This is a genomic window from Alistipes sp. AF48-12 (assembly GCF_003477565.1).
GTDB lineage: Bacteria > Bacteroidota > Bacteroidia > Bacteroidales > Rikenellaceae > Alistipes_A > Alistipes_A hominis.
In genome coordinates this window covers 20,109-45,250 of record NZ_QUDJ01000003.1, presented here as the reverse complement: position 1 = coordinate 45,250, position 25,142 = coordinate 20,109, and the positions used below count along the sequence as shown (strand labels likewise).

20 protein-coding genes and 1 pseudogene are annotated in these 25,142 nt (G+C 55.5%); 10 read left to right on the top strand and 11 right to left on the bottom strand.

Annotated features, from left to right (window positions below):
- Window positions 1-70: 70 nt before the first annotated feature.
- From DW082_RS02515 to DW082_RS02505, 3 genes are all read right to left on the bottom strand, one after another.
- Window positions 71-2,830: an ATP-binding protein gene (locus tag DW082_RS02515; protein WP_182424068.1), complete on the bottom strand. Its 2,760-nt coding sequence runs from the start codon at window positions 2,828-2,830 to the stop codon at window positions 71-73.
- Between the two features lie 62 nt (window positions 2,831-2,892).
- Window positions 2,893-4,053, bottom strand: a complete 1,161-nt coding sequence (locus DW082_RS02510; protein ID WP_118457166.1) for a hybrid sensor histidine kinase/response regulator — start codon at window positions 4,051-4,053, stop codon at window positions 2,893-2,895.
- Window positions 4,050-5,501, bottom strand: a complete 1,452-nt coding sequence (locus DW082_RS02505) for a PAS domain-containing protein (protein WP_182424067.1) — start codon at window positions 5,499-5,501, stop codon at window positions 4,050-4,052. The genes DW082_RS02510 and DW082_RS02505 overlap by 4 nt, the downstream gene beginning before the upstream one ends.
- Window positions 5,502-5,857: 356 nt before the next feature.
- Between DW082_RS02505 and DW082_RS02500 the strand changes: the two genes are divergently transcribed.
- A complete protein-coding gene (locus DW082_RS02500) occupies window positions 5,858-6,805 on the top strand; it encodes a UDP-glucuronic acid decarboxylase family protein (RefSeq protein WP_055206167.1) in 948 nt (315 codons plus the stop codon).
- Window positions 6,806-6,838: 33 nt separating this feature from the next.
- Window positions 6,839-7,981 carry a hybrid sensor histidine kinase/response regulator gene (locus DW082_RS02495; RefSeq protein ID WP_101573383.1) on the top strand — a complete coding sequence of 381 codons (1,143 nt, stop codon included), beginning with the start codon at window positions 6,839-6,841 and terminating at the stop codon, window positions 7,979-7,981.
- Between the two features lie 186 nt (window positions 7,982-8,167).
- Here the strand turns inward: DW082_RS02495 and DW082_RS02490 are convergent, their stop codons facing one another.
- From DW082_RS02490 to DW082_RS02485, 3 genes are read right to left on the bottom strand one after another with little or no spacing between them, the layout of a single operon-like run.
- Window positions 8,168-9,673, bottom strand: coding sequence for an alpha-L-rhamnosidase C-terminal domain-containing protein (locus DW082_RS02490; RefSeq protein WP_182424066.1), 1,506 nt, complete (start codon window positions 9,671-9,673; stop codon window positions 8,168-8,170).
- Entirely contained in the window at window positions 9,670-10,500 is an 831-nt protein-coding gene (locus tag DW082_RS14430; protein ID WP_182424065.1) for a hypothetical protein, read from the bottom strand. Before DW082_RS14430 ends, DW082_RS02490 begins: the two co-directional genes overlap by 4 nt.
- 30 nt (window positions 10,501-10,530) lie before the next feature.
- Window positions 10,531-11,460 (bottom strand): NYN domain-containing protein, encoded by a 930-nt coding sequence (locus tag DW082_RS02485; RefSeq protein ID WP_055206171.1) that lies wholly within the window; start codon window positions 11,458-11,460, stop codon window positions 10,531-10,533.
- A gap of 326 nt (window positions 11,461-11,786) precedes the next feature.
- On the opposite strand from DW082_RS02485, the gene DW082_RS02480 reads away from it, so the two are divergent.
- From DW082_RS02480 to DW082_RS02455, 7 genes are read left to right on the top strand one after another with little or no spacing between them, the layout of a single operon-like run.
- A complete protein-coding gene (locus tag DW082_RS02480) occupies window positions 11,787-12,677 on the top strand; it encodes a hypothetical protein (protein ID WP_118457160.1) in 891 nt (296 codons plus the stop codon).
- A gap of 5 nt (window positions 12,678-12,682) precedes the next feature.
- Window positions 12,683-13,396 carry a 16S rRNA (cytidine(1402)-2'-O)-methyltransferase gene (rsmI, locus tag DW082_RS02475; RefSeq protein WP_055206246.1) on the top strand — a complete coding sequence of 238 codons (714 nt, stop codon included), beginning with the start codon at window positions 12,683-12,685 and terminating at the stop codon, window positions 13,394-13,396.
- Between the two features lie 19 nt (window positions 13,397-13,415).
- On the top strand, window positions 13,416-14,774 hold the full coding sequence (locus tag DW082_RS02470; protein WP_101573389.1) for a TIGR00341 family protein: 1,359 nt from the start codon (window positions 13,416-13,418) through the stop codon (window positions 14,772-14,774).
- Between the two features lies 1 nt (window position 14,775).
- Window positions 14,776-15,426 (top strand): inositol monophosphatase family protein, encoded by a 651-nt coding sequence (locus tag DW082_RS02465; protein ID WP_259335474.1) that lies wholly within the window; start codon window positions 14,776-14,778, stop codon window positions 15,424-15,426.
- Entirely contained in the window at window positions 15,345-15,563 is a 219-nt protein-coding gene (locus DW082_RS14855; RefSeq protein ID WP_259335488.1) for an inositol monophosphatase family protein, read from the top strand. Before DW082_RS02465 ends, DW082_RS14855 begins: the two co-directional genes overlap by 82 nt.
- Window positions 15,560-16,489, top strand: coding sequence for a lysophospholipid acyltransferase family protein (locus tag DW082_RS02460; protein WP_055206178.1), 930 nt, complete (start codon window positions 15,560-15,562; stop codon window positions 16,487-16,489). The genes DW082_RS14855 and DW082_RS02460 overlap by 4 nt, the downstream gene beginning before the upstream one ends.
- A gap of 7 nt (window positions 16,490-16,496) precedes the next feature.
- Window positions 16,497-17,507 (top strand): glycosyltransferase family 2 protein, encoded by a 1,011-nt coding sequence (locus DW082_RS02455; RefSeq protein WP_118457158.1) that lies wholly within the window; start codon window positions 16,497-16,499, stop codon window positions 17,505-17,507.
- A gap of 48 nt (window positions 17,508-17,555) precedes the next feature.
- Here the strand turns inward: DW082_RS02455 and DW082_RS02450 are convergent, their stop codons facing one another.
- Genes DW082_RS02450 through prmC form a run of 4 tightly spaced genes read right to left on the bottom strand, consistent with a single transcriptional unit; the run spans window position 17,556 to window position 21,334 of the window.
- Entirely contained in the window at window positions 17,556-18,248 is a 693-nt protein-coding gene (locus DW082_RS02450; protein ID WP_118457156.1) for an HAD family phosphatase, read from the bottom strand.
- Window positions 18,249-18,252: 4 nt separating this feature from the next.
- Window positions 18,253-20,004, bottom strand: a complete 1,752-nt coding sequence (locus DW082_RS02445; RefSeq protein ID WP_118457154.1) for a M23 family metallopeptidase — start codon at window positions 20,002-20,004, stop codon at window positions 18,253-18,255.
- A gap of 2 nt (window positions 20,005-20,006) precedes the next feature.
- Window positions 20,007-20,504, bottom strand: coding sequence for a regulatory protein RecX (locus DW082_RS02440; RefSeq protein WP_118457153.1), 498 nt, complete (start codon window positions 20,502-20,504; stop codon window positions 20,007-20,009).
- Window positions 20,495-21,334 (bottom strand): peptide chain release factor N(5)-glutamine methyltransferase, encoded by an 840-nt coding sequence (gene prmC / locus DW082_RS02435; protein ID WP_101573399.1) that lies wholly within the window; start codon window positions 21,332-21,334, stop codon window positions 20,495-20,497. Before prmC ends, DW082_RS02440 begins: the two co-directional genes overlap by 10 nt.
- Before the next feature lie 167 nt (window positions 21,335-21,501).
- On the opposite strand from prmC, the gene DW082_RS02430 reads away from it, so the two are divergent.
- On the top strand, window positions 21,502-24,333 hold the full coding sequence (locus tag DW082_RS02430) for a pitrilysin family protein (RefSeq protein WP_118457151.1): 2,832 nt from the start codon (window positions 21,502-21,504) through the stop codon (window positions 24,331-24,333).
- A gap of 70 nt (window positions 24,334-24,403) precedes the next feature.
- Here the strand turns inward: DW082_RS02430 and DW082_RS02425 are convergent.
- Window positions 24,404-25,050, bottom strand: a pseudogene (locus DW082_RS02425) (NAD(P)-dependent oxidoreductase).
- Window positions 25,051-25,142 lie beyond the last annotated feature (92 nt).

Sequence of the window (25,142 nt, the reverse complement as noted above, 5' to 3'; positions counted from 1 at the left end):
CCGATTTTAAAATCGCAATATTCCCGGCGGAGCGCAACATACCCGAATCCGTCAGACAAATGTAAATAAATTATTTAATAATCGTTCTTTTTTTAATCCTATAAGGTAATTTAAACCAAAAATAAGAACCTTTGCCCGTTTTCGACTCGGCTCCGATGCGACCGCCCAGTTGCTCGATCAAACTTTTACAGATAGGCAGTCCCAATCCGGTTCCCTGAATAAAACTGTTCAACTTCACGAACCGGTCGAAAACATGACCGAGCTGCTCTTTGGAAATCCCGACGCCGGTATCGCGGACATAAAACACCACATCGTTCTTATGCGGCACGAGTCCCGCATGAATACTGCCCTTCGAAGTAAACTTGGCGGCATTGTTGATAAAATTCACCAGCACCTGGGCAATCCGATTCTTGTCGCTGTGTACGACGCATTCCGCCGCCGGTTCGTCGAAAATCAGCTCTACGCCGGGCTGCGTTTTCATCCGTAGCGACATAACGATTTCACGGCATAGCCTGTTGCACGGCACGTCCGCATAATTGAATTCGAAAACGCCCGCTTCGATCTTCGACAGATCGAGAATATCCGAGACCAACTGCAACAACAAATCGCTGTTATCCTGCACGATCTGCATATAATGCTCCCGGTCTTCCTTCTCGAAAGCTTCCTGACTCAGTAACATCTGGGAGAAACCGACGATCGCATTCAACGGAGTGCGGATCTCATGGCTCATGTTCGCCAGGAACGCGGATTTCAACCGATCCATTTTTTCCGCTTTCTCTTTGGCCACGATCAGGCTTTGCTGGGTCTCCTTGATCTGGGTAATGTCGATATTCACCCCGATCACCTCGGTCGACCCGTCGGCAAGGGAGTTTACGATCATGTCGATGCGCAGCCACCGCCATTTCCTGTCGGCGGGCCCTTTGACCCGGACTTCCCGCTGGTAAGAATCGACTCTACGGTTCCGGGCCGCAGCGAAGAACGCATACATGTGTTTGCGATCCTCCCGGTGCACATAGCGGAATCCCCGGCCGGCCACCTCCCGCACGCTCGAATGGACCGGCTCGCCCAGATTTCGGAACCACTGCGGAATGGCCGTTCCAGTCTGCGTATCGAAATTGTATTTCCCATATCCTACTTTCGCAAAATCGGCGACCAACGAGAAGATATGCTCGAAATCGTGGATCCGGTTCTGGATATTGACCGTATCGGTGTTATCGATCACGATGCACAGATGGTAAAGCAGGCGGTTGCCGCCGTCATAAAGCGGAACATACTTGGCGACGATATCCTTACGGGTATCCCGGTCTTCGAAAGACGTATTGTAATAATCGCTGAGCAGACCGAACCGGTAGTCCAGCCGGAAATCGACCGGTTGCCTGTTCCGAATCTTCTCTTTCACCTGCTCCGGCACCAGCGGGTTGTCCATAATATTGATTCCCAATACCTCGTCCGGCCGGACGCCGAAAATCTCGCAATCTTTCGGATTGATACTTCTCAGACTGCCTTCCGGATCGTACAGTTCAATCCCGACCGGAATGTTCCGGAACAAGTTATCGAGCATTCGTTCGTGCTGCTTGGATTCTTCATTGGCTTTTACGGTTTCCGTCTCGTCTTTCAGCAGGGTAATCACCTCGTCGGGACCGGATAAATAATCGATCTCCTTGCAGTGCACTCCCGTCCGTTCGATATAACGATCGCGCTTGTACTGTAATTTTTGCTCCGGAGAAGTCGACCGGATGATCGACAGGCTGGTGTTCACCTCCTCCTGAGAAAGTATATCCGAAGCCCGGAGACCGGCCAGTTCCTCGCAGGCAAGACCGATCAGTTTTTCAGCCATCTGGTTGGCGTATTCGAACCGGCAGTCCGTAACTTTGCCGGAACCGTCGCGCACCAAACGGCTGCGCAAGAATCCGATCGGCATGTGACTGTACAGCTCCTTATAATACAAACTTTCCCGTTCCGCCTTTTTTCGACTGTAATAAAGCCCTATGCAAATGGAAATGATGTTGGCCAGAAAGGAGAACCACTGGTAATCCTCCCGGCTCCAGTTACGGGACTCCCGCACCATATCGATCCCCATGTATCCGTAAACGGATTCCGTAGACATCATAGGCACCACCATCAACGACCGAATGTTCTGTGCGTCAAGAATATTTCTTTCCTGAACGATCTGCGGCGGAAGATCGTCCAGCGTATTGAGAATAATCGGCCGTTTGTTCAGAATCTGCCCGCTCCACCACGGACTCTCTTCCAAAGGCATCTTCTGCAACATGTCGATCTGCGGCGAAGTGCCTTCGGCGACTGCTTCGTAAACGCAACTATGATATTTTTCCGACTCGTTCAGTTCGAAAATATAGGCCCGGTCGGCATGGAAACGCTTCAAAAGCTCTTTCAGGATATTTTCGCATACATGTTTCAGATCCTTTGTCTTGAGGAAAGAGAACAACAAACGGGATATATGCTTCTGCTGCTGCAATATATCGTTGACCTGCCGTCTGCTTGCTTCACCTCCCTTCGGCAACAACAACACCGAGAAAAGCGCCTTTCCGCCGTGTTCCCCGGCATACGCGCACCTCACCCACTGTTCCCCGGCCGAAACGGCGATCGGAAATTCAATCGCCGTTTTCGAATCGCCGTGATCGGACAGCAACACACTGGTGTCCACTCGGCTTCTGAAATCCGTCCGGACCAACTGCAAAAAATCATTCTGGCTCAACGTATCATTCGATAGATCAAGAGCATCCCCCAGCAATGAAGAAAAACGGCAACGCCCTCCTCCGGACTCTTTTTCGATCCATCCCACCTGCGCCGCGTCCAGCAGACACTGCATTTTCCGAATATCCAAATTATCTTCCGACAATTCCATAGCGCGAAATAACCTACAATCCGAATTTAAAGATACTTGTTAAACAACCGTTCGACTTGTTCCCGGCTCCAGGGAACAGCCATGAAATCATCGTAACAGTCCGTCGGCGCAGAATTGCCGAATGCGACGACCGGAACCCCGGGAGATACCTCTTTAATGATTCCGGCGACCTCGGCGCAGTTTATATCCGTCACGGCGACATTCAACAAAACCAACTGGGGGCGGTACTGCTCGAACAACGTAACCGCCTCTACGCCGCTGTCGGCCCGTACGAAAAAGATCCCGTCTCCGAAAGTATCGCACAGCAGATCGAAATCCGACGGCTCGCTCTCCACGACCAGCACCGTCACGGTACCGGAAACAGCCTTCCGTGCCCCGGCTTTCCGGACAGACGTTTTCAGCCTGCCCGGATTTCCCGAACCGACACGCTCGTTCACCGGCGGAACATATGGAATCGTAAATACGAACTTCGTGCCTCTTCCTATCGCCGACTCCACGCCGATCCGTCCGCCCATCTTTTCGATCAATACTTTACAGATAGGCAGGCCGAGTCCCGTTCCCTGAGCGAAATCGTTTCCTTTGACGAACCGGTCGAAAATCTTATCCTGCTTGTCGGTCTCGATCCCCGATCCCGTATCTTCCACATAACAGACGATATTCGGTCCGTCGAGCCGGTACCCGAACGTCACACGCCCGGAATCTGTAAATTTGAACGCATTGGTAATCAGGTTCGCAAAAACCTGGAACAGGCGGTTCGGATCGGTACGGGTCACCAGATTCGGACTCGATCCGTCGAACGAGAAAATCACATTGCCCGGACAACGGAACAGGTTGGCATTGAGCAACTCCCCGCACAGCACCCGCATATTGACCGGCTTGGACGACAGTTCCAGCATCCCCGCCTCGATCTTCGACATGTCCAGGATCTCATTGATCAGCGACAACAACCGTTCGTTGTTGGTCTCTACGATCTTATACATTCCGCGGCGTTCTTCCATATCCTGAGTCTCCGCAATGATATTCGAAAATCCGACGATCGCATTCAGCGGAGTCCGGATCTCGTGGCTCATATTGGCCAGGAACGCCGACTTCAGGCGTCCCGACTCTTCGGCTTTCTCTTTGGCCTCTACGAGTTCTTTCTCCAAAGCGACACGGGAAGTAATATCCCAAAACACACCGATAATCAAAGGCGTGCCGTCTTTCTTCTCTGATAGATACGCACCTCCTCGTACGTGACAGGAGAACCGGAGGCTCCGCCGACCTGCCCGGTACGTTCGATCTTCGTCCGGTCGGAAACAAGCTGCAGGTCTTCATTTCGGATGGCTTCGGCTTTGCTGCGGCCGAATATCTCAAAATCGTTCTTTCCGATCACGTCCTCGCGGCCGGACCGCAGGAAATCGAATGCCGACCGGTTGCAGAACAGGTACTTGAAATCATCGGCGACGTCCTTGACATACAGGCCGACCGGAATATTATTGATAATCGAATTGGTCAGGTATTGCAGACTGTTGATCTCGTCTTCCCGCTTCAGACGTTCGGAAATATCCCGGGCGAACACCCAGATCAATTCCTGGTGCAACTGATTCTCAATCAAGTAAGAGTAATTCTCGAAAGTCATCGCCTCTCCCTGACCGTCCGACACCCTGTCCTGCGTAAAATTCCAACTGCCGCCGTTTTCCCGGAGACTCCTGAGCCAATCGCCCCATTGCGTCTTGTCTACCAGCGTTTTATTCAGGTCGAACACCTTCTCGCCGATGACATCCCGTGAGCGATCGCTCACGTTATGTTCCAGAAACGTTTTATTGGCGAATGCCAACGAACCGTCGGATTCGACGGCGAAAACATCCTCAGAAACGGAATCGATAGCCTGCCGCAACATCTCGATGCGCGTCTGTCCGGTAATCAGATCCGTAACATTCTGCACATAACCTTCCCACAGATAGCCTCCGTCGGAAGGCCGGCAACTGATCGGCTCGACCCGCAGCACCACATCCCCGTACTGGTAATGCATCATATACTGGATACTCTCTTGCCGACGGCCGGCGTCCAACCCCCGGATATATTCCTTGACCTTTTCCACGTCCGTCACAGACATCCGAGAAAAATATTCGGCCATATCCATCTCCCGGTATTCGCCCGGTTGGAACATAGGATCGGCATACCCCTTCGATTCGAGCCGCTGCTTTTTCGAATCGTACTTCCACACGCCGATCCCGGCGAGCCTTTTCAGATCTTCCACCTTTTGTTCCTCCTGCCGCAGCAGTCGCTCGTGCTTATTGATATAATAGGAAATATTCCTCAGCCGGATCATAGCGTGGAAGTCGTCGTATCGGCTCATCGAAATCACATAATAAACGGACAATTCCCCCGTTTCCCCCGCACATTCGTAAAGATCTTCGCAAAATCCTTTCCGTCCGCTCCACAAGGTTGAAAATCCGGCGCGCAACGAGCCCGAAGCCGAAGCCGGAAAAAGGTCGAAAATATTCTCCCCCACCATCCGATTGCTCAGATAGCGGTCTTCGGTCTGGAGCTGGGCATGCACACACATCCCGCCCCGATCGACCAGCAATAAATTTCCCGAGCACAATCCACGATCCCTGGACGGACATTGTATCTCAAATCTAAACGTTTCCATCGACAACCTTTTAAGCCTCGCCACCATACCGACCTCGCAAAGATAAAAGAATATCGCAATATAATGACACGAAATTGAAAAAACCCAATTCCCATTTTTTCAATATTCCAAATGACCGATCCCCGCACATTCAACACCTTAATTTTTATCGTCATATCAGACCTTCGGAAAACGCCGTTTTCCATATAATTTTATTAACATTTAAAAAATACAATCGTTCAGACAGAAGAAAAAATAATAACTTTGTCGTCAATTCGGACGTTCATCCGTCCATTCCGGCCTGCTTGCTCCGGGGCGCCATCCGGGTCAACCATGCAGTGTAACGATTTTAGGCAATTTAAATTCGCTCTGTTTTTATGAAAAGAATATTGGTTACGGGAGGCGCAGGTTTTATCGGATCGCATTTGTGCGTTCGACTGCTCAACGAAGGTTGTCAGGTTGTCTGCCTGGATAATTTTCTCACCGGATCGCCGAAGAACATCCAACACCTGACCGCCAATCCGAATTTCCAAATGGCGGAACAGGATATTACGACCCCTTATTGTCCGGACGGTCCGATCGACGAGATCTACAATCTGGCCTGCCCGGCTTCGCCTATACATTACCAGTACAATCCGATCAAGACACTGAAAACGAACGTACTCGGCGCGATCAACATGCTGGATCTGGCCATTAAGAAACGCTCGAAGCTGCTACAAGCATCTACCAGCGAAGTCTACGGAGACCCGGCCGTGCATCCCCAACCCGAAACGTACTGGGGGAATGTCAACCCGATCGGGCCGCGTTCATGCTACGACGAAGGCAAGCGTTGCGCGGAAACGCTGTGCATGGATTACTACCGGCAATACCGGATTCCGATTAAAATCGTTCGCATATTCAATACCTACGGCCCGAACATGTGTCTCAACGACGGACGCGTAATCTCGAATTTCACCATACAGGCACTGATGAACCAGGACATTACGGTCTACGGAGACGGCTCTCAAACCCGCAGTTTTCTCTATATCGACGATCTCGTCGAAGGCCTGGTGCGCACGATGGCGACGGACGATGATTTTACAGGCCCGGTCAACCTGGGAAATCCGCGCGAATTCACGATCCGCCAACTGGCGACGCTCGTACTGGAGATCACGCGGTCGAAGGCGAGCGTCATCCTCAAACCGCTGCCGGCCGACGACCCGCAGCGCAGAAAACCGGACATTACGACCGCGCAGGAAAACCTCGGATGGAGTCCCACCATACTCCTCGAACAGGGACTGGTAAAAATGATGAAATATTTCAAAGAGGAATTGAAAATCAAATAACCGGACCGGAAGCCCTACTTAAACTGATTTTCAATGGATACAAGCCTGGATTTCAACGCTGCGGAATATAAAATTCTGATCGTGGACGACGTCGTATCGAACGTGTTGCTCCTGAAAGTGCTCCTAAAGAACCTGAACTACCAAATCGCCACCGCGAACGACGGCCTGCAAGCGCTATCGGCCGTAGAGACGGAAAAGCCGGATCTGATCCTGCTGGATGTCATGATGCCCGGTCTGAACGGATTCGAGGTCGCCGAAAAGTTGAAAGAGAATCCGGAAACAAGAGACATCCCGATCATCTTTCTGACCGCGCTGAACGCTACGTCCGACGTCGTCCGGGGTTTCAAAGCCGGGGCCAACGACTTCATATCGAAACCTTTCCACAAAGAGGAACTGCTGATCCGGGTATCCCATCAGATCTCGCTGATCGCCGCCAGGCGGATCATCATCCGGCAAACCGAAGAGCTGCAGCGCACGATATCGGGACGGGATAAACTGTACTCGGTCATCGCGCACGACCTGCGCTCGCCGATCGGTTCGATCAAAATGGTTCTGAACATGCTGCTGCTGAACCTTCCGGCTTCGTCGATCGGAAAGGATATGCACGAAATGCTGAACATGGCCAACCGCATGACCGAAGAGGTCTTCTCGTTGCTGGACAACCTGCTAAAATGGACGAAAAGCCAGATCGGACGGCTGAATGTCGTCTATCAGCAATTCGACCTCGTCCCGATCATACAAGGGGTCATCGAAATATTCTCGATCGCGGCCGAACTGAAAAACATCCGGCTCCGGGTCGAAATTCCCGACACGCTGGAAGTGTACGCCGACTGCGACATGATGAAAACCGTCATCCGGAACCTGATCAGCAACGCGATGAAATTCACGCCAGAAGGGGGCGACATCACGATTCGCGTCCGGCAGGATGATGCACAGGCGGCGATCGTCGAAGTGTCCGACAGCGGATGCGGCATCAGCAAGGAGAATCAGGCCAAACTGATGAAACCGAGCACTCATTTCAGCACGTTTGGCACCAAAAACGAAGAAGGATCGGGACTCGGCCTGCTGTTGTGCCAGGATTTTGCGACGAAGAACGGAGGACGCCTCTGGTTCGAATCGGAAGAAGGCAAAGGCTCGACGTTCAGTTTCTCGATCCCGTTGCAGAAAACGGAATAAACGACAAACTGTACCGTATCGAAAAAGGAGGGAAAATTTCCCTCCTTTTTCGATATTCTAACCGGATTTATTTCATTTCCGAACCGAAACGTTCTCCGGCTTTCCGGACGCCCTTCCCGACTCCGTCCCGTTCGCCTCGAAAGAAATCTCCCGACAGCATCCACCGATATTCCGGCACAGCCAAGGTCAACGGACGGCTATCAGCTTGTAAGCGCCACCCTTCACTTCGAAACTCAGGTGCAGGTCGCTGGGCTGTTTTTTGATGAAACGAGCCACTTTATTGCGTACCGGACTGCCGTTCTTCCAGACGGTCGTCCCGTTGATCTTCACTTCGCGCACGCCCTGTTTCGGAGCGCCGATCACCCCTTCGTACTCTTTCGGAAACTCCGTATCCAACACAAATACGTTCGGACTGGATTCGAAAGCCGACGTTACCCGGCCGATCGGAGTGACCACCGAAGCTTTCGCCCACGACAGGCCGGACGGCAACGGCAACACCCCGACCTTGTTGTAAGCCACGTCCATCGGACGGATACCGCAAACATACCGGTAGGCCACCGTCAGGCCTCCCCCGCTCCACGCGTGGTTGACGCTGCCGCCGCCGAATCCTTCGCTACCGATCCCCCACCCCTCGAAAAGCGTGGTGAAATAGTCGTTCCGCACCATATTCGAGAAACGGCGGTTATGCCGCGCAAAACCTTCGTCGCCGTTCCCCATCTGCATCAGGGCTTCGAAAACGTATTTTTCCATATAGGGGCTCGCGTTCTCCTGCGAACGAAATACGTTCAGGATAGCCGGATATTTGTCCGGATCGGCCAGCCCGGATACGACCGCCAACGCATGAACGCGGTCATCGGTCGCTTTTTTGTACTCCGGATCGCGGTACTCCTTACCGTTCCAGAAATGACTGTTGAACGCCTGCTTCAGCGCCGCCATCTCTTCGGTATACGACCGGGCGTCGGCCGCATGGCCGAGCACTTCGGCCGCATTGCGCATCCCTTTGATCATCAAGTAATACCACGCATTTTGCAACGGCAGAATGTCGATATTGTCGCCCCAATCGCCCCAATTCCATCCGCCGTCGCGCAGCAATACGGTTCCTTTGGGGCCCTTTTTCCATAGGGCGATGTAACGCTGTACGGCCGGATACACTTCGGCGAGCGTCTCCTTATCGCCCGTATACCAATAGTAGTTCCACAACCCGTAGTAACCCAGCGAAGCCATCACCTGGCCCGGCAGTTCCTTGTCCCAATTCGACGACGGAACGGGGGCATAAATCACGCCGTCGGGCTTCTGCCATCCGGCAAGATTATGGAGCCATTTGCGGGTCAGTCGGTTGGCCGACTCGGACAGGGCGTAAAACGCCTCTCCGGATTCATTGACCACATCTCCCGTCCACTGCGAACGCTCGCGGTCGGGACAATCCATGTAGGTATCGCGCATCGTAATATACAGCGTGCGCACGGCTTTGGTCAGGAAACGGTTGAACTCCGGATCGGAGCATTCGAACGTACCGACGAATTCGGTATCGTAACCGCTCTCGCGGAACTTCAGCTCCATCACCTCCGCATCGGCAGGCACTACGTAGTAAACCCGGTGTCCGTTCGTCCACCCTTTGTTCTCGTAGTCCTGCACGCCGTCGCGGGCGATGTATTCGCAGCGCAGGTAATTATCCCCACCGTTGTATTTCAAATAGTTATCGGTAAATATCTGCACTTTATCCCCGGACGAGGCCTCAGTTTGATATAAGGCGTGATCTGTGCATTGTAAGGCAGCGTACAAACGATCGTATCGCCGTTGCGAACCTGAGACGGGTAGTCCTGCAACTCGCCCACCTTCCACAGCGGAATCGGCCGCAACACCAGCTTGTTCCATGGCCGGCTGCCTGCGGTTCCGTTTTCGACGGCCTGCGGCATCTCGTCGGCATTGAAGTCCGGCTGGTGCCATGCCCGTCCCGCCTTGCGGGCGTCGTACCGGATATTGGACTCGGCGAGCCGCATGTTCGGATCGGGAGGCGGACAGGTTCCGTAAGCCGGATTCGCCTCGCATTTCCACGAATCGTTGCTTAAGATATCGAACGAAGGGGTCTGGCAATCGAACAACAGCCCGGCTTTCCCGCTGTCGTTATGCGAAAACGACGGCCGGCCGAAGTACCACAGCAACACGGCGATCGTATTCTCGCCGCGTTTTAGGTAAGGAGCAATCTCCACCTCATCGTAATAGGTATCGAGCGGATTGGGGCCCCGTTTCAGTCCGCCTTCGAAGACCACCGGCTTCCCGTTGATCCATAGCCAGTATTTGCTGTCCGCCCCGATCCGTGCGATCACGGAAGTCGGTACGTTCGGCAGGTTCACCTCTTTGCGGAAATTAAGCCAGGTGTTCGGCTGCTCCCGGGTAGTCCCCGAACTGATCCATTTGGCTTTCCATTCGACATTCTGTTCGGAACTCTTCGCCGTCGCACGGTATCCGCACAACGACAACAGCAGGCCCATCACGATGGACAACACTTTCAGATTCATGGCTATTTATAGGTATGAGTTAAATCTCTGCTACAAATCGGGCTGCTCGTCGGACTCCAAATTCTCCACCTCCTCGGGCGTAAGTTTTCGCACGTTCTTGGCAACGTCCTGCTTCTGGGGATTTTGCTCGACGGTAAATTCCACCTTGTCTCCGACGGAGAGATCGCTGAACTCGCCGACCACGTCCTGATAATGGAAAAACAGGTTGTTGTTGGGATACTTGATAAACCCGAACCCGTTTTTCAGGCTCAGCACTTCGCTGACCTCGTACGATTTGGTTCGCTCGGTCTGCTGTCGGGAAGGATCCACCGGAACAAACAGGTCGTTAATCAGCGGATTGTTCTGCTCGATCCCGTAATCGATCACGTCGTGCATCGCGACCGGATAAGTCGCCATCGACAACAGTTCGTGCGAAGTTTTGGTAATCATCCGCACCCCTTCGTCGGTAGTATACTCGAAATCCCAGCTCAGCAGCATGACCCGCACGCCGAAGGACATCAATTTGCGCAGCAGAGGCGTATAATCCGTATCGGCGACGATCAACACGACGATATCCAGCCGCCGCATCATCACCAGTTCGAAAGCCTCCAGCGACAGCCATACGTCTATCCCTCGCTCCTCGCGTTTTCCGAGCAGGTTGCGCAGGGGCAGGTAATGCGGATGTATGCCCTCGGCCATCAGGATATCGTCGAAAACGCGGTCATTGTACAATTGGTTGCCGCGCTGAGCCGCATCCGCAGCGTTCAGGCGCCCCCTGAAATAGTGCGCTTCGGCAATCTGACACTGCAACGGTTCGACCCCTTCCTCCTCGGCGACGCGATGCTGGATAAAACGGTGCAATCCTCCCAACGAAAGGCGCCGTTTCATGTGATGAATATAATTGTAATAATTCGATGCGTGCAACAAAAAATTCCCGTCGTAAAAAATGCCGATCCTACGGGATTCAAAAGGTGATATCATACCATTTATCTTTTCTCAATATTTGTTCTATAAATCAGTAAAAACCATTTATTTACACGCAAATTACCGGGATTGCGTATGAATTAAGATTTTCAAAATTATAATAATTTATTGAAAATACAATCTCCGATTCATTTTTTATCATTTCACAGTCCGCATACCGAATTCCTTTTTTGCAAAATGAAGCATACAGGTGTTTGTAATAATCGGTATAAAGTTTAACTTTGAAAAAAATTTCGCCGTCCGCTACGGACGCACATCCGGCGGCCCGTCCGGCCCGGACAAGTCCGTCGGCAACGGAATGAATCGCCTAAAGTACTGTAAAGATGGATATTCGGAAATTGATTGAAGAGATTGACAGCATCCGGCAAATTGCCGAAACGTGGAAGGAAACGGACAAAACGCCCGAAATCGAAAAAGGGATCGTACTCGATAAACTGAAAAAACTTTACGAAATGCTACTGCTGCTGCCGCAGCCGACGCCGACCGTTGCGGAAACAGAATGTGCTATTCGCGCGGCGGAAGACACGGCAGCGCCCGCCGCAGTGCCGATCCCGGCAGCGGAACCCGTCATCGAGAACGAAATCGTTCCGGAAACGGTAAACGTCCCGCCGATCGTAGAACCGACCGCGCCGCCGATCGCGGAAATCGAAACGACGGTCTCCGTCGAACAGCAGCTTTTCGGAGACGAGCAGACCGTCCGTCCGCGCATGGACAAACAGGTGATCCTGTCGTTGTACGGGGACGCTCCGACGCAGCCGACCCACCCGCATAACCCGACGCCGCAGGCACGCTCCTACGAGGCTCCGCATCCGGCCCCGCCCGTTGCTGCGCCGGAACCGGCCGGACAAAACGGCCCGGCTTCCGATACGGCCGCCCACAAAAAAGTGCTCGGCGAAACTTTCGCCAACGGAAATGGAGTCGCGATGAACGAAGTGCTCGGAAAACAAACGGCACACGCCGACGTGGCTTCCAAACTACAATCGCAGAGCATCAGCGGCGACCTGCGCCAATGTATCGGGATCAACGACCGCTTCATGCTGATTCGCAGCCTGTTCAACGGGAATGCCGACCAGTATGCGGCGGCCATCGCGCAACTGAACGCCTTTACCGACCTGAACGACGCGCTGCTGTACATTCAGGAAAACTATCAGTGGGATCCGGACAGCGAAGGAGTGCGGCTGCTCGTGGATCTGCTGGAACGTAAACTGGGTTGATGCCGATGGCCAGGCTGTATCTCGTCCCGACCCCGATCGGAAACATGGATGATATCACGCTGCGGGCGGTCAAAGTCCTCTCGTCGGTCGATGTGATCCTGGCCGAGGACACCCGAACTTCCCAGGTATTACTAAAACATCTGGGAATCGAGAAAAAGATGTGGAGCCATCATAAGTTCAACGAACACGCCGCCGTCGAAGCGGTCGCGCAGACGATCGTCGGCGGACAAAACGTAGCGCTGATCTCCGACGCAGGCACGCCCGGCATCTCCGATCCCGGTTTCCTACTGGTACGCACCTGCATCGAACACGGCATCGACGTAGAAACATTGCCCGGCGCTACGGCATTCGTTCCGGCGCTGATCGACAGCGGATTCCCGTGCGACCGGTTCTGTTTCGAAGGCTTCCTGCCCCCTAAGAAAGGCCGCTCCAAACGGTTGCAACAATTGGCGACCGAAGAACGCACGATGATTTTCTACGAATCGCCTTACCGGCTGGTAAAAACGCTGGAGCAGTTCGCGGAACTGTTCGGCGGCGACCGTCCCGCATCCGTATCGCGCGAACTAACCAAAAAATTCGAAGAAACCGTACGCGGCTCCCTCGCCGAACTGACCCGCCGTTTTTCGGAACGCGAGCCTAAAGGCGAAATCGTCCTGATCGTCGCCGGCAAGCCGCGCCGGGAACGCACGGACGACAGGAGCAATCACGAGACAGAATAAAATATCTTAGGAAAGAACCATGAGCAACCGTTCCCCGCACCACTTGTCCGAAGCCCTCCGCAGCTTTCTCCGCAGCCGGTTCGATCTCAGCGCCGACAAGGCTTCCGAGGAAGAGGTGGTCGACAACATCCGCAAGGGCGTGGAGTTCAAGGGCACGAACCTATGGGTGCTGATTTTCGCCACGTTCGTCGCTTCGCTGGGACTCAACGTCAACTCGACGGCCGTTATCATCGGAGCCATGCTGATCTCGCCGCTGATGGGGCCGATCATGGGCATGGGACTGTCCGTCGGGATCAACGATTTCGAGTTGCTGAAACGCTCGCTGCGCAACTTCGGTTTCATGGTGCTGGCCAGCATTTTCACCTCGACGCTCTACTTTTTCATTTCGCCGCTCAGCGGGGCCCAGAGCGAACTGTTGGCACGCACGACACCGACGACCTACGACGTGCTGATCGCCTTTTTCGGCGGCCTGGCCGGAATCGTCGCCCAATCGCGCAAGGACCGTACGTCTACGGTCATCCCCGGCGTAGCCATCGCTACGGCGCTGATGCCGCCGCTGTGTACGGCCGGATTCGGATTAGCCACCCTGCAATTCAAATACTTCATCGGAGCGTTCTATCTGTTCTTTATCAATACGGTCTTCATCGCGATCGCCACGTTCATCGTCGTGCGCTTTCTGCACTACTCGAAAAAGGAGTTCGTCGACAAAAACCGCGAAATGCGGGTCAGACGCTCGATCCTGCTGATCGTGTTGGTCACGATCATCCCGAGCGTAGTGATCGGCTACCGGATCGTCAAACGCAGCCTTTTCGAAAACGACGTAAAACGATACGTGAATACGGTATTCCAGTTCCCGAAAACGAAGGTCATCGAACATACCGGCATTTACCGGCCCGACAACGGGGAGAGTTACGTGGAGATTTACCTGATCGGCGAACCGATCTCGGACGAAATGATCGAAAACGCACGACTGCAAATGCCGCAGTACAACCTGCGGGACGTCCGTCTGGTCGTCCGCCAAAGCGGCGAAACGGACAACCTGAATTTTTCGACGCTGCAAACCGGTTATCAGGAACTGCTATCCGAAAAAAACATTCGGATCAGGGAACTGGAAACGAAACTGTCGGCCTTTGCGACCGACACGCTGGCCGTCCGGGACATCACGGTCGAAATGCGCACGCTGGTGCCCGATCTGCACGACGTAACGCTTTCGAAAGCGGTGCGTTACAATACGGACAAAACGCCGGCCGACACGCTGGTGCTCTGCGTCATGCATCTGAACAAAGGAAAAAAACTCGCAGCCGGAGAACGGGAACGGATCGAGCAATGGCTGCGGGTACGAACCAAAACGGACAGTTTAAAACTATATACGGAATAAAATGCTGGATTACCGAGCAATATGCCTCAGCGCATGCGACCTGGCGCGCGAAGCGGGCGCCTACATCGCCGAACAGCGCAAAAGTTTCACGTTCGCGGACGTGGAGTTCAAAGGCGCGCAGAACCTGGTCTCATATGTCGACAAGCAGACCGAAAAGATGATCGTCGAACGGCTTCGCGAACTGACTCCCGACGCAGGATTCATCACCGAAGAAGGGACCGTGACCGCCGCCGTCGAAGGACAGCCGCTCAAATGGATCGTCGATCCGCTGGACGGCACGACCAATTTCGTGCACGATTTCTCGCCGTATTGCGTCAGCATCGCGCTGATGGACGAAGACGAGCTGACGGCGGGCGTGATTTACGAAGTGACCCGGGACGAACTGTTTTACGCCTGGCGCGGATCGTACGCCTATCTGAACGGGCAGCGCATCCGGGTTTCGGCGACCGACAAACTCGAAAACGCGCTGATCGCCATCGGATTCTCCTACGCGGCGCTGAACAAGACCGACGGGTTCGTGGACAGCCTCGTCCATTTTCAGAACACCACTAATGGAATCCGACGCGTAGGATCGGCCGCCGCAGACCTCGCTTATGTGCCTGCGGACGCTGCGACGCTTTTTACCATACGGGACTCTCCCCGTGGGACGTAGCCGCAGGCGTTCTGATTGCCCGGCAGGCCGGAGCGCGGATCACCGACTATGCAGGCGGAGACGACTATCTGTTCGGACGGCAGATTATCGCTTGCACGCCGAACATTTACGAAGACTTCAAGCAAAAAGTACGATGACTACGGGCGGCAGGATACAATATGCGTTGCTGATGGGCGCATGCCGGATAACGGGCATGTTCCCGAACCGGCTGTTGTATCATGCGCTAGCCCCTTTCATCTGTTTCGTCCTGCACCGGATCGTCCGCTACCGGCTGACCGTCGTGCGCACGAACCTGTCGAACTCATTCCCGGAAAAAAGCGCAGCGGAACTCCGTGAGATCGAAACGAAATTCTACCGCCACCTGTCCGAAGTCTTCGTGGACACGATCAAACTCGCGACGATCTCGCGCAAGGAGATCCTCGAACGGATGGTTTACCGCGACGTGGAAGCGCAGGAAGAGGCCATGCGCGGACGCAACTGGATCTCGGCGATGTCCCACTACGGATCGTGGGAACTGACGATCAACTACGCCTGCCACAGCGACCACCGGGTACTGGCCGTCTACCGCCCGCTGCACAGCGAGGCGTTCGACCTCTTCTACCACAAAGCCCGATCCCGTTTCGGCACGCAGCCGGTTCCGATGAACAACATCCTGCAGGAAACGCTGAAATCCAAACGCAAAGGGGCCCGGCCGGTCAGTGTCGCGCTGATCGCCGACCAGACGCCGCCTTGGCACGAAATCAAGCACTGGTACCGGTTCCTGGGACAGGACACGCCATTTTTTTCGGGCGTGGAAAAAATGGCGTTGCGGTTGAAAATGCCGGTCTACTTCATGTATGTCCGCAAAACCTCGCCGCAGCATTACGAAGCGGAACTGCAACGAATCTACGACGGCGAAGAAGCGGTCGCTCCGCACGAAATCACCGAACGCTACATCAGCCGGCTCGAGGCGATGATTCGGGAAACGCCCGAATTGTGGATGTGGTCGCACCGGCGGTGGAAGCATAAAAAACCCGCGGATTACGACATCACCCATTCCGAAAAAGAAACCGAAGCCCGATAACCCGCCTATGAAACCGGTCAAAGTCGTTATCCTAAACTGGAACGGCCGTTCGCACCTCGAACGGTTCCTGCCGGTGCTGGTCGCCCGTACCCCCGGCGCAGACATCGTCGTCGCCGACAACGGATCGACGGACGATTCGGCGGATTTCATCCGGGCGCGGTTTCCGCAGGTTGAACTGCTGTTGCTGGATCGGAATTACGGCTTTGCCGAAGGATACAACCGGGCCCTGGCCCGGATCGAAGCCGACTACTGCGTCCTGCTCAATTCGGACGTCGAGGTGACCGAAGGATGGCTCGCTCCGCTGGTGGAACTGCTCGAACGGGACTCGGCGGCGGCGGCCGTCGCTCCCAAGATCCGTTCCTACGCCAATCCCGGCAAATTCGAATACGCCGGGGCCGCCGGCGGCTTCATCGATTTTTTGGGCTATCCGTTCTGCCGCGGGCGAATCCTCGACACGATCGAGTCCGACCGGGGGCAATACGACGCCCCGCGCGAAGTGTTTTGGGCGTCGGGAGCGTGTATGCTGGTGCGCAGCGAAGTATTCCGACGACTCGGCGGCTTCGACGGCGATTTTTTCGCCCACATGGAGGAGATCGACTTCTGCTGGCGGGCGCAACTGGCCGGATACCGGATCCGGGTCGAACCGCGCAGCACGGTGTTCCATGTCGGCGGCGGAACGTTGCCGAACAACAGTCCGCAGAAAATTTACCTGAATTTCCGTAACAATCTCTGCATGTTGTTCAAGAATCTGTCGCCCGGCACTTTCTGGCCGGTACTGTTCTCCCGGATGGTACTGGACGGTATGGCGGCGCTCGTGTTCCTCGTTCAGGGCCACCCCGACTTCTTTAAAAAAGTATTCCGGGCCCACATCGATTTTCACAGGCAGCGGAAATCGCTGCACGAAAAAAGACGTGCGATCCAACGGCACCGCGTCGCGCGCCCACACGGTATCCTGCGCAACAGCATCATCCTACTGCACGCCTTCGGCTACCGCACTTTCGACAAAGTCATGCGGTAGACCATGCTTATTCCCAGGTAAATTTCCTGCCGGAAATCCGCCTGCTTCCTATGCGCCAACCGTTAAGAGATTTCGGTCGAAATCGTCGAAACTGCGAATCACCCGGGCGACGCCGTCCAGTCGCGCCAGCACCGCAGGGTCCGTCGCCCCGGAATCCATTGCCACGATGTATCCGGCGCCGGCCCGCCGGGCGGCTTCGATCCCCGAAACGGCATCTTCGACGACCACGCAGCGAGACGGAGCAAGCCCGATCGTGCGAGCCGCTTTCAGGTAAATGTCCGGATTCGGCTTACCGGGCAGTGTTCCGTCGTCATAGACGATCTTTTCCGGATCGAACCAACGCTCCAAACCGAAACTACGGATGAAGAAGGTCACGTTGACGATCTCCGAAGCCGTCGCGATCGTACGGGGGATTCGACGCTCTTTGATCCAATCCAGCAATTCGACCGCTCCCGGAGCCAGGTGAAAACGCTCCCGGTCTTTCAAACACAGTTCCCGGTAAATCTCCTCTTTCTCGGCCATCAGCCGCAGCACTTCGTCGTCGGGCACGTCGCGTTCGAGCAAGTATTCGAAAATCGACTTGCCGCTGCGGCCGTGCATACGCCGCTGCATCTCCTGTTTCCCGAACGCCCGCCCGCGCAAACGCATCGAAATAATCTCCCACGACTCTTCCTGCTTGTCCGAATCGAAAAAAAGCGTGCCGTTGAAATCGAAAATGATCCCCGAATAGCCCGTTTTCATTTTTTCACCTTCTGTAATTGCCTTTAAATACGGTTTTGTTCCCCTTGCCGTCGGCCACAGTCAGCACCAGGACATGCGTCGTTTCCCGACTCCAACGGCCGTCGTCGAAATAGTGCGTCAGCGTAGCGGTCTTCGGGTCGTATTCGAACAAAGCCCATTTGCCGTCGATGGTCGCACTGTAAGAACCGATCCCCGAAAAATCGTCCGATATCTTAAACGACAGCGTTTTGCGAGACGCGAAGTCGTCGCCGCTCTTGAACTGCGGCGTAATCCGCGGAGCGACCGTGTCCACCGCAATGTAATACGTTCCGAAACTGCGCGTCTCGGTCGTCACGCGCCCCTCTTTCCAGGCTCCGCCGGCGGCGCTGCGACCGCCGTCGCGTCCGACCGTCGCAAGCAACGCTTTGCTACGCAGTTCCGCGGGCAGTTCCGACGCGTCGATGCTGACCGTCACCGCGCCCTGCAACGGCACGTCCGGCGTATGGATCGCATACAGCGGCGAGTAGGCGTATCTCTGCTTCGGCTTTTCCGAAAGATCCAACAGAATCGATTCGTAAAGCGCGCCCCGGGGAACCGACAGCGACAGGCCGCCTTGCTGATGGCGAAAATCTTTCGTCCAGTCGACCGGAATCCCGTCCGGAACGACCTGAGGCGCCGACAACCCCCGAACGACCCGGAAAGCGAGCCGCGACGCATTGCCGCAATCGTCCGTCAGTTCGATCCCGACCTCGTGACGACCGTCGTCGTCGAGCGTCAGCAAGCCGTTTCGCACCGTCTTACGGTACACCGGCAGGCGGTTGTTCGGCAATTTGTAAAGCCGGTAAACCCCGTTGCGCGTAGCGCGGGACTGCGGATAGAGCGCCGCCGCGTAACAATAGCGCCCCACGTCGAACCCGATCCGATCGACAACCATCGAAAAAGCCGGCTTACCGTCGTAAGTCACGTCGAAAGCGTAAATGCCCATCGGGTTGTCGGTGCCGTTCTTCTTCTCCTCGGCTTCGACGGCAAAATACCCGTTGCGGGCGACACGCAACGCGGCCGTATCGAGCAGCGTATAATTTCCCCGCGCATCGCGGCGCACCGAAAGTTTCCAGCGCACCGTATGTACCGGAACACCCTGAACCGTGTCGACCCCGATGTAATAAAGCACGACCGGTTTCGGCGGAATCGTATCCCTAACCTGCAACATGCCGCGCGCAAGCAGGTTCAGCGGACGCTGCGAATCGGTTTCGCGCACTTCCAGATGCAGGTGCGGGCCGCCCGAAGAACCCCGGTTGCCCGACAGGGCGATCTGTTCGCCCTGCTTGAAAACGAATTTGCCGGCAGGCGGCGTAACATCCACAGCGAACGATTTGCGAACATACTGTATCTCATGGATATACCGCTCGATCGAGTCCGAAAAACGTTCCAGGTGACCGTAAACGCTCGTCGTGCCATTCGGATGATTTATGTAAAGGGCCTTGCCGAATCCGGACGGACTGACGGCGATGCGGACGACCGTGCCGTCGGCAATCGCACGGATCGGCTTGTTGATTACGCCCTGGGTCTTGACATCGATGCCCGAATGGAAATGGTTGCCGCGCAACTCGCCGTAATTGGCCGACAACAGCACCGGAAAAGAGACCGGCGAAACGAACCCGAACTCGGTAGCCATCGCCGGATGCGGCGTATACTGAGCCGGCAACGCGCCGGCATAACAGACTGCCGCCGACAAAACAATCCATTTTTTAATCCTGCTCAATTTGCTATTTCTCATCTTCAATCGTTTTTTACATATTCCCCGTCGCCAACCAGCCGGTCGACCAAATCGCCCACCGTTTCGAAATCGAAACCGAGTCCGACGCCATAACGCAACAACTTGCCGCGCAATTCGTAACCGTTGCGGGCCCGGATCGCTTGCATCTTCCGGCGCAATTGCTCTTCGAGCTTACCGCGCATAAACTGCGGATCGACCTGACGAAGGGCCTCTTCGATCAACATTTCGGGAATCTGTTTCGCCCGCAACGCCGCGCGGATCTTGTAAACGCCCCAACGGCTCAGACCGGTCTTTTCCCGGACATAGGCCTCGGCGTAGCGCCGTTCGTCAATAAACCTTTCGCGCAGCAGCGTATCGACGATCCGCTGCCGGTCAGCCTCCGCAACGCCCCACCGAACAAGCGACCGACGGGCGTCCGACACGGCTACTTCGCTTTTGGCGCAACGTTCCATCAGCATCCTCAAAGCCTGTTCCGGCGTTTTCGTTCTTTTTACTTCCATACGGCCTCCGTTATTCTCGGCTTTCCGAACAGGTCGGCCGTCAGTTTCACATCCGCATAACCGAGCGAGCCGAGCAGCGCGGTCACTTCGTCCCCGAAACGCTCGTTGATCTCGAACCAAAGCGCTCCGCCGGGCGCCAGCAAACTCCTCCCCCGTTCGGCGATTACGCGGTAAAACAGCAACGGATCGTCATCGCCGACGAACAGCGCGCGGTGCGGCTCGTGCTTCAGTATGTTCGGACGCATCCCGGCTTTCTCGCCGAGGGTCACATAAGGCGGATTGCTGACCACCAGATCGAATCGCCCCCCGGGTTGCCGCGTCAGGATGTCGCAGCATTCGAAACGGACGCGGCCGCCGCAAAGGCTTCCGTTTCGCCCGGCGACGGCCAGCACCGTCTCGGAAACGTCGATCCCCGTCACTTCGGCGTCGGGCAGTTCCGCCGCAAGCGTCACGGCGATGCAACCGCTTCCCGTCCCGACGTCGAGAATCCGCATTCCGCTGCGTCCTTTGTATCGGTCGACGATGCGACGCACCATCTCCTCAGTCTCCGGACGCGGAATCAGCACCCCTTCGCGGACGGCGAACTTCCTGCCGAGAAAATAGGCGAACCCGGCAATATACTGGGCCGGGCGACAGTCGCGTATCTCGGCCAGGATGTCGGGCAGGTCTTCCCGGTCGGGACAAGGAGCGTCCGGCTCGACGATCACATCGGTAAACCGCATACCCAGCCGTCCTTCGCAAACGAACGCTGCGAACGCCCTCGCCTCCCGCCGGTCGTAAACGCCGGCGGCGGCATCGTATATGCAGTCCCACAATTCGCGTCGGGTCATAGTCGCTCTTTTGACGCAAAGATACAAAAACCGGCTGCGCCGGAAAACAAAAAATCCGGTCGGCGGCCAGGTTTTTCACTCTTTTTCTTCATTCGGAACCATAATATGCTAAATTTGTACGTTCCTTTAAAAGTGAAACCAAATGACGTTAAACACAGATCGGATCCATGAGAAACAAACTGATGCTTCCGTTGCTGGCATGTACCCTTTTGAGTATGAATAGTTGCGGAAATAAAAACAACGACGACAGCGTATCGCTCGATTACGAGAAATACGTCCTCGCGAACGGCCTCGAGGTCGTTCTTCACCACGATGACTCCGACCCGGTAGTGTCGGTGGCCATCCAGTATCACGTAGGCAGCAACCGCGAAAAGCCGGGCAAAACCGGTTTCGCGCACTTCTTCGAACACATGCTGTTCCAGCGCTCCGAAAACCTGCCGCGCAACGCCTTTTTCCAAAAAATCGACGCGATGGGCGGAACGTTCAACGGCGGCACGAGCAACGACGGCACCGTCTACTACGAAACCGTCCCGCGCGATGCGTTGGAAAAAGTGCTGTGGATGGAGTCCGACCGGATGGGCTATTTCATCAACACGGTGACCGAAGGCGGACTGAAACGCGAAATCGACGTCGTATCGAACGAAAAACGACAGGGCGAAAACGCTCCGTACGGACTGGCTTTCGACCTGGTGTTCAAAAACCTGTTCCCCGAAGGACATCCGTACAGTTGGACGGTGATCGGCGAAATTCCCGATTTGAGAAGCGCGACCGTCGAAGACGTCAAGGAGTTCTACGAACGGTATTACCTTCCGGGCAACGCCACGTTGGTCGTCGCCGGCGATTTCGACCCGGCTCAGACCAAAGCGCTGATCGAAAAATATTTCGGGGAGATTCCCGCCCGGCCCGTTCCGGAGGCCCCGAAAACATGGAACGTCGAACTCGACGCGACGCGCAAAATTTCTTACGAGGACACGTTCTGCAATGCGCCGATGCTGATTCTCGCCTACCCGGGCGTCGAAGCCTACCACCGGGACGGTTATGCGCTCGACTTTTTGACGAACTTGCTCGCCGGAGATAAAAAATCCCCGCTGTACAAAGTACTCGTCGAGGAGCGCAAACTGGCGCCCGAAGTGGAGATGTTCAACTACCAGCTCGAAATATCAGGCATGATCGTATTCGACGCCAAGACATTCCCCGGCGTAAAACTGGACGACGTGAAGGCCGCTTACGACGAAGCGCTGGCGCGTTTCGAGCGGGACGGCATCGACCCGAAAGACCTCGAACGGTATAAGATCACCGAAGAGACACGCACCTACAACCGGCTGACTTCGACCAACGGCAAGGCGCTCGCCATGGCGCACGACAACGTATTCGGCGGAACGCCCGACCGGATGCTAAAAGAACTCGACGCTTACCGCTCCGTAACGGCGGACGACGTAATGCGCGTCTACGAAAAATACGTCAAAGGCCGCAACCTACTCGCCGTCAGTATCTACCCGGAAGGAGAAGCCTCTCTGGCGCTGACCGGATCGACACAGATAGCACCCGAGCAGGAGACGATCGGCGAGCAGCAGATGAACGCCGAATCGGGAGCCGTCGCAGACGATCCGTACGAAAAAACGCCGTCGCGGTTCGACCGCAGCGTCGAACCGGACCTGCTGCCTAACACGCCCGAACTGAAAATCCCGGAAATATGGAGCGCAGTGCTCGGCAACGGAATGACGGTCAAAGGGATCGAATATTGCGAACTGCCGCTCGTGAATTTCACGATCGAACTGAACGACGGTATGCTGCTCGACGATCCGGACAAGGTGGGAGTCGCCTACCTGACCGCACAGATGCTCAACGAAGGCACCGCTTCGCGGACGCCCGAAGAACTCGAAGACGCGATCGGGCAACTCGGCGCCCAGATCCGGGTCGCCGCCGCGCGCGAATCGATGACCGTCTCCGGAAATTGCCTGAAGCGGAACTTTCCGCAGGTCATGGCGCTGGTCGGAGAAATGCTGCTGTCGCCGCGCTGGGACGAGAAATCGTTCGCCGTGGTCAAAGAGCGGGCGCTCGACAACATCCGCCAGCGCAGTACCGAACCCAAAGCGATCGCATCGGACGTATTCAACAAAGTCATTTTCGGAGCGAACAACATTCTTTCGAACAACGTGACCGGAACCGAGGCGTCCGTACAGACGATCACGCTGGACGACCTGAAAGCGTTCTATGCGGCCCACTTCACGCCAAAAGCGGCCCGAATGAGCTTCGTCGGGGGACTGACCCGCCCGGAAGTCGAACGGGCGCTGGCTCCGCTGACCGAAAAATGGGAAGCGACAGCGGTCAGCATACCGCTGATCGACGATAATGCGGCGCGACCGGCCGCCAAGGTCTTTTTTGCGGACTACCCCGGCGCCCGCCAGTCCTACGTTATCGTCGGATCGAAAGCCATGCCCATCGCCGATCCGGACGCCTACCCGGCCGTGATCGTCAACGACAAACTCGGCGAATCGGCGGGCAGTCTGCTGTTCGAAATCCTGCGCCTGCAGCACGGATATACTTACGGGGCCTATTCAGGGTTTTCGCAAGGCAACCTGATCAACACGTTCCAGGCGTGGTCGAGCGTACAGGCGACTGTCACGCGGGAATCGCTGACCTTGCTGCGCGACATTCTGAAAAACTACGGGACGGATTACTCGCAGCAGTGGCTCGACCATTCGAAAGAAGCCATGCTGCGCACGATGAACGGCGCCCTCGAAACGCCTAACGCACAGCTAAACATGCTGCGCACGATCGTGCTGTTCGGCCTGCCGGACGATTACGTCAAACAGCGCGAAAACACGCTGAAAACGTTTACGCTCGACCAGGCGAAAACCGTGATCGGAAAGTACCTGAACTTCGACGACATGACCGTCGTCGTCGTGGGCGACGCCAAAACGCAGTTGGAAGGGGTGAAATCCCTCGGACTGGGCGATCCGGTGCTGGTCGATTTCAGCGGACGGCCGATCCGGTAAACGCTCCCTTTACCAAACGACGAAGCCGTTCCCATTGCGGAAACGGCTTCGTCGTTTTCGTAACCCCGGATCAATACCCGATCGTAAAACGTTCGCGGTGGTGCATCTCTTTCTCCAGTTCATCGATCATCGCCACGGCATAGTCCTCTACCGATATCCGGCTCTCTCCGGAAACGCTACGGATCAGGTCGTCCTTGCCCAGCCTGAATTTTCGGGTGCGTTCGCCCGGAACGAGGTTGGCGGCCGGACTGAAAAAGACCCAATCCAGCTCCTTTTCCGGGATCAGGTACGAATAGTAGACCTCGGCCAGTCCCTTGACGCCCGGAGCGAACGCTTCCGGAACACCCCGGTCCATCACGCGCACCCCCGGCGCAACGTACAGGCTTCCGGCCCCGCCGACGATCAGCAACCGACGGACGCCGGCTTCCTTCACGCTCCGGATAATAAGCGGGTAAACCCGCAACGTTTCCCGATAGATATCCGGGTTCCGCCAACCCGGATTGTACGCGCTGATCACGCATCGCTGCCGGAAACCGCTCCTGCAAGGAATTGCCGGTCGGAAACGTCGCCGGAGACGACTTCGAGTTCGGGTCGGCGGACGGTCATTTTCTCGGGATGGCGCACGATCGCCGTCACCCGGAATCCCCTTTCCAGCGCTTCGCTCAAAATGGCCGAACCGACGAATCCGCTCGCACCGATAATCACAACTTTTTTCATAATCATTCCGTTTTTTCGAAGTATAACGAGATAAACCGCTTCGAACGCGACTTTCCCGGCCGCAGGCGGTTCCCCTTTCGCTACGGAATACC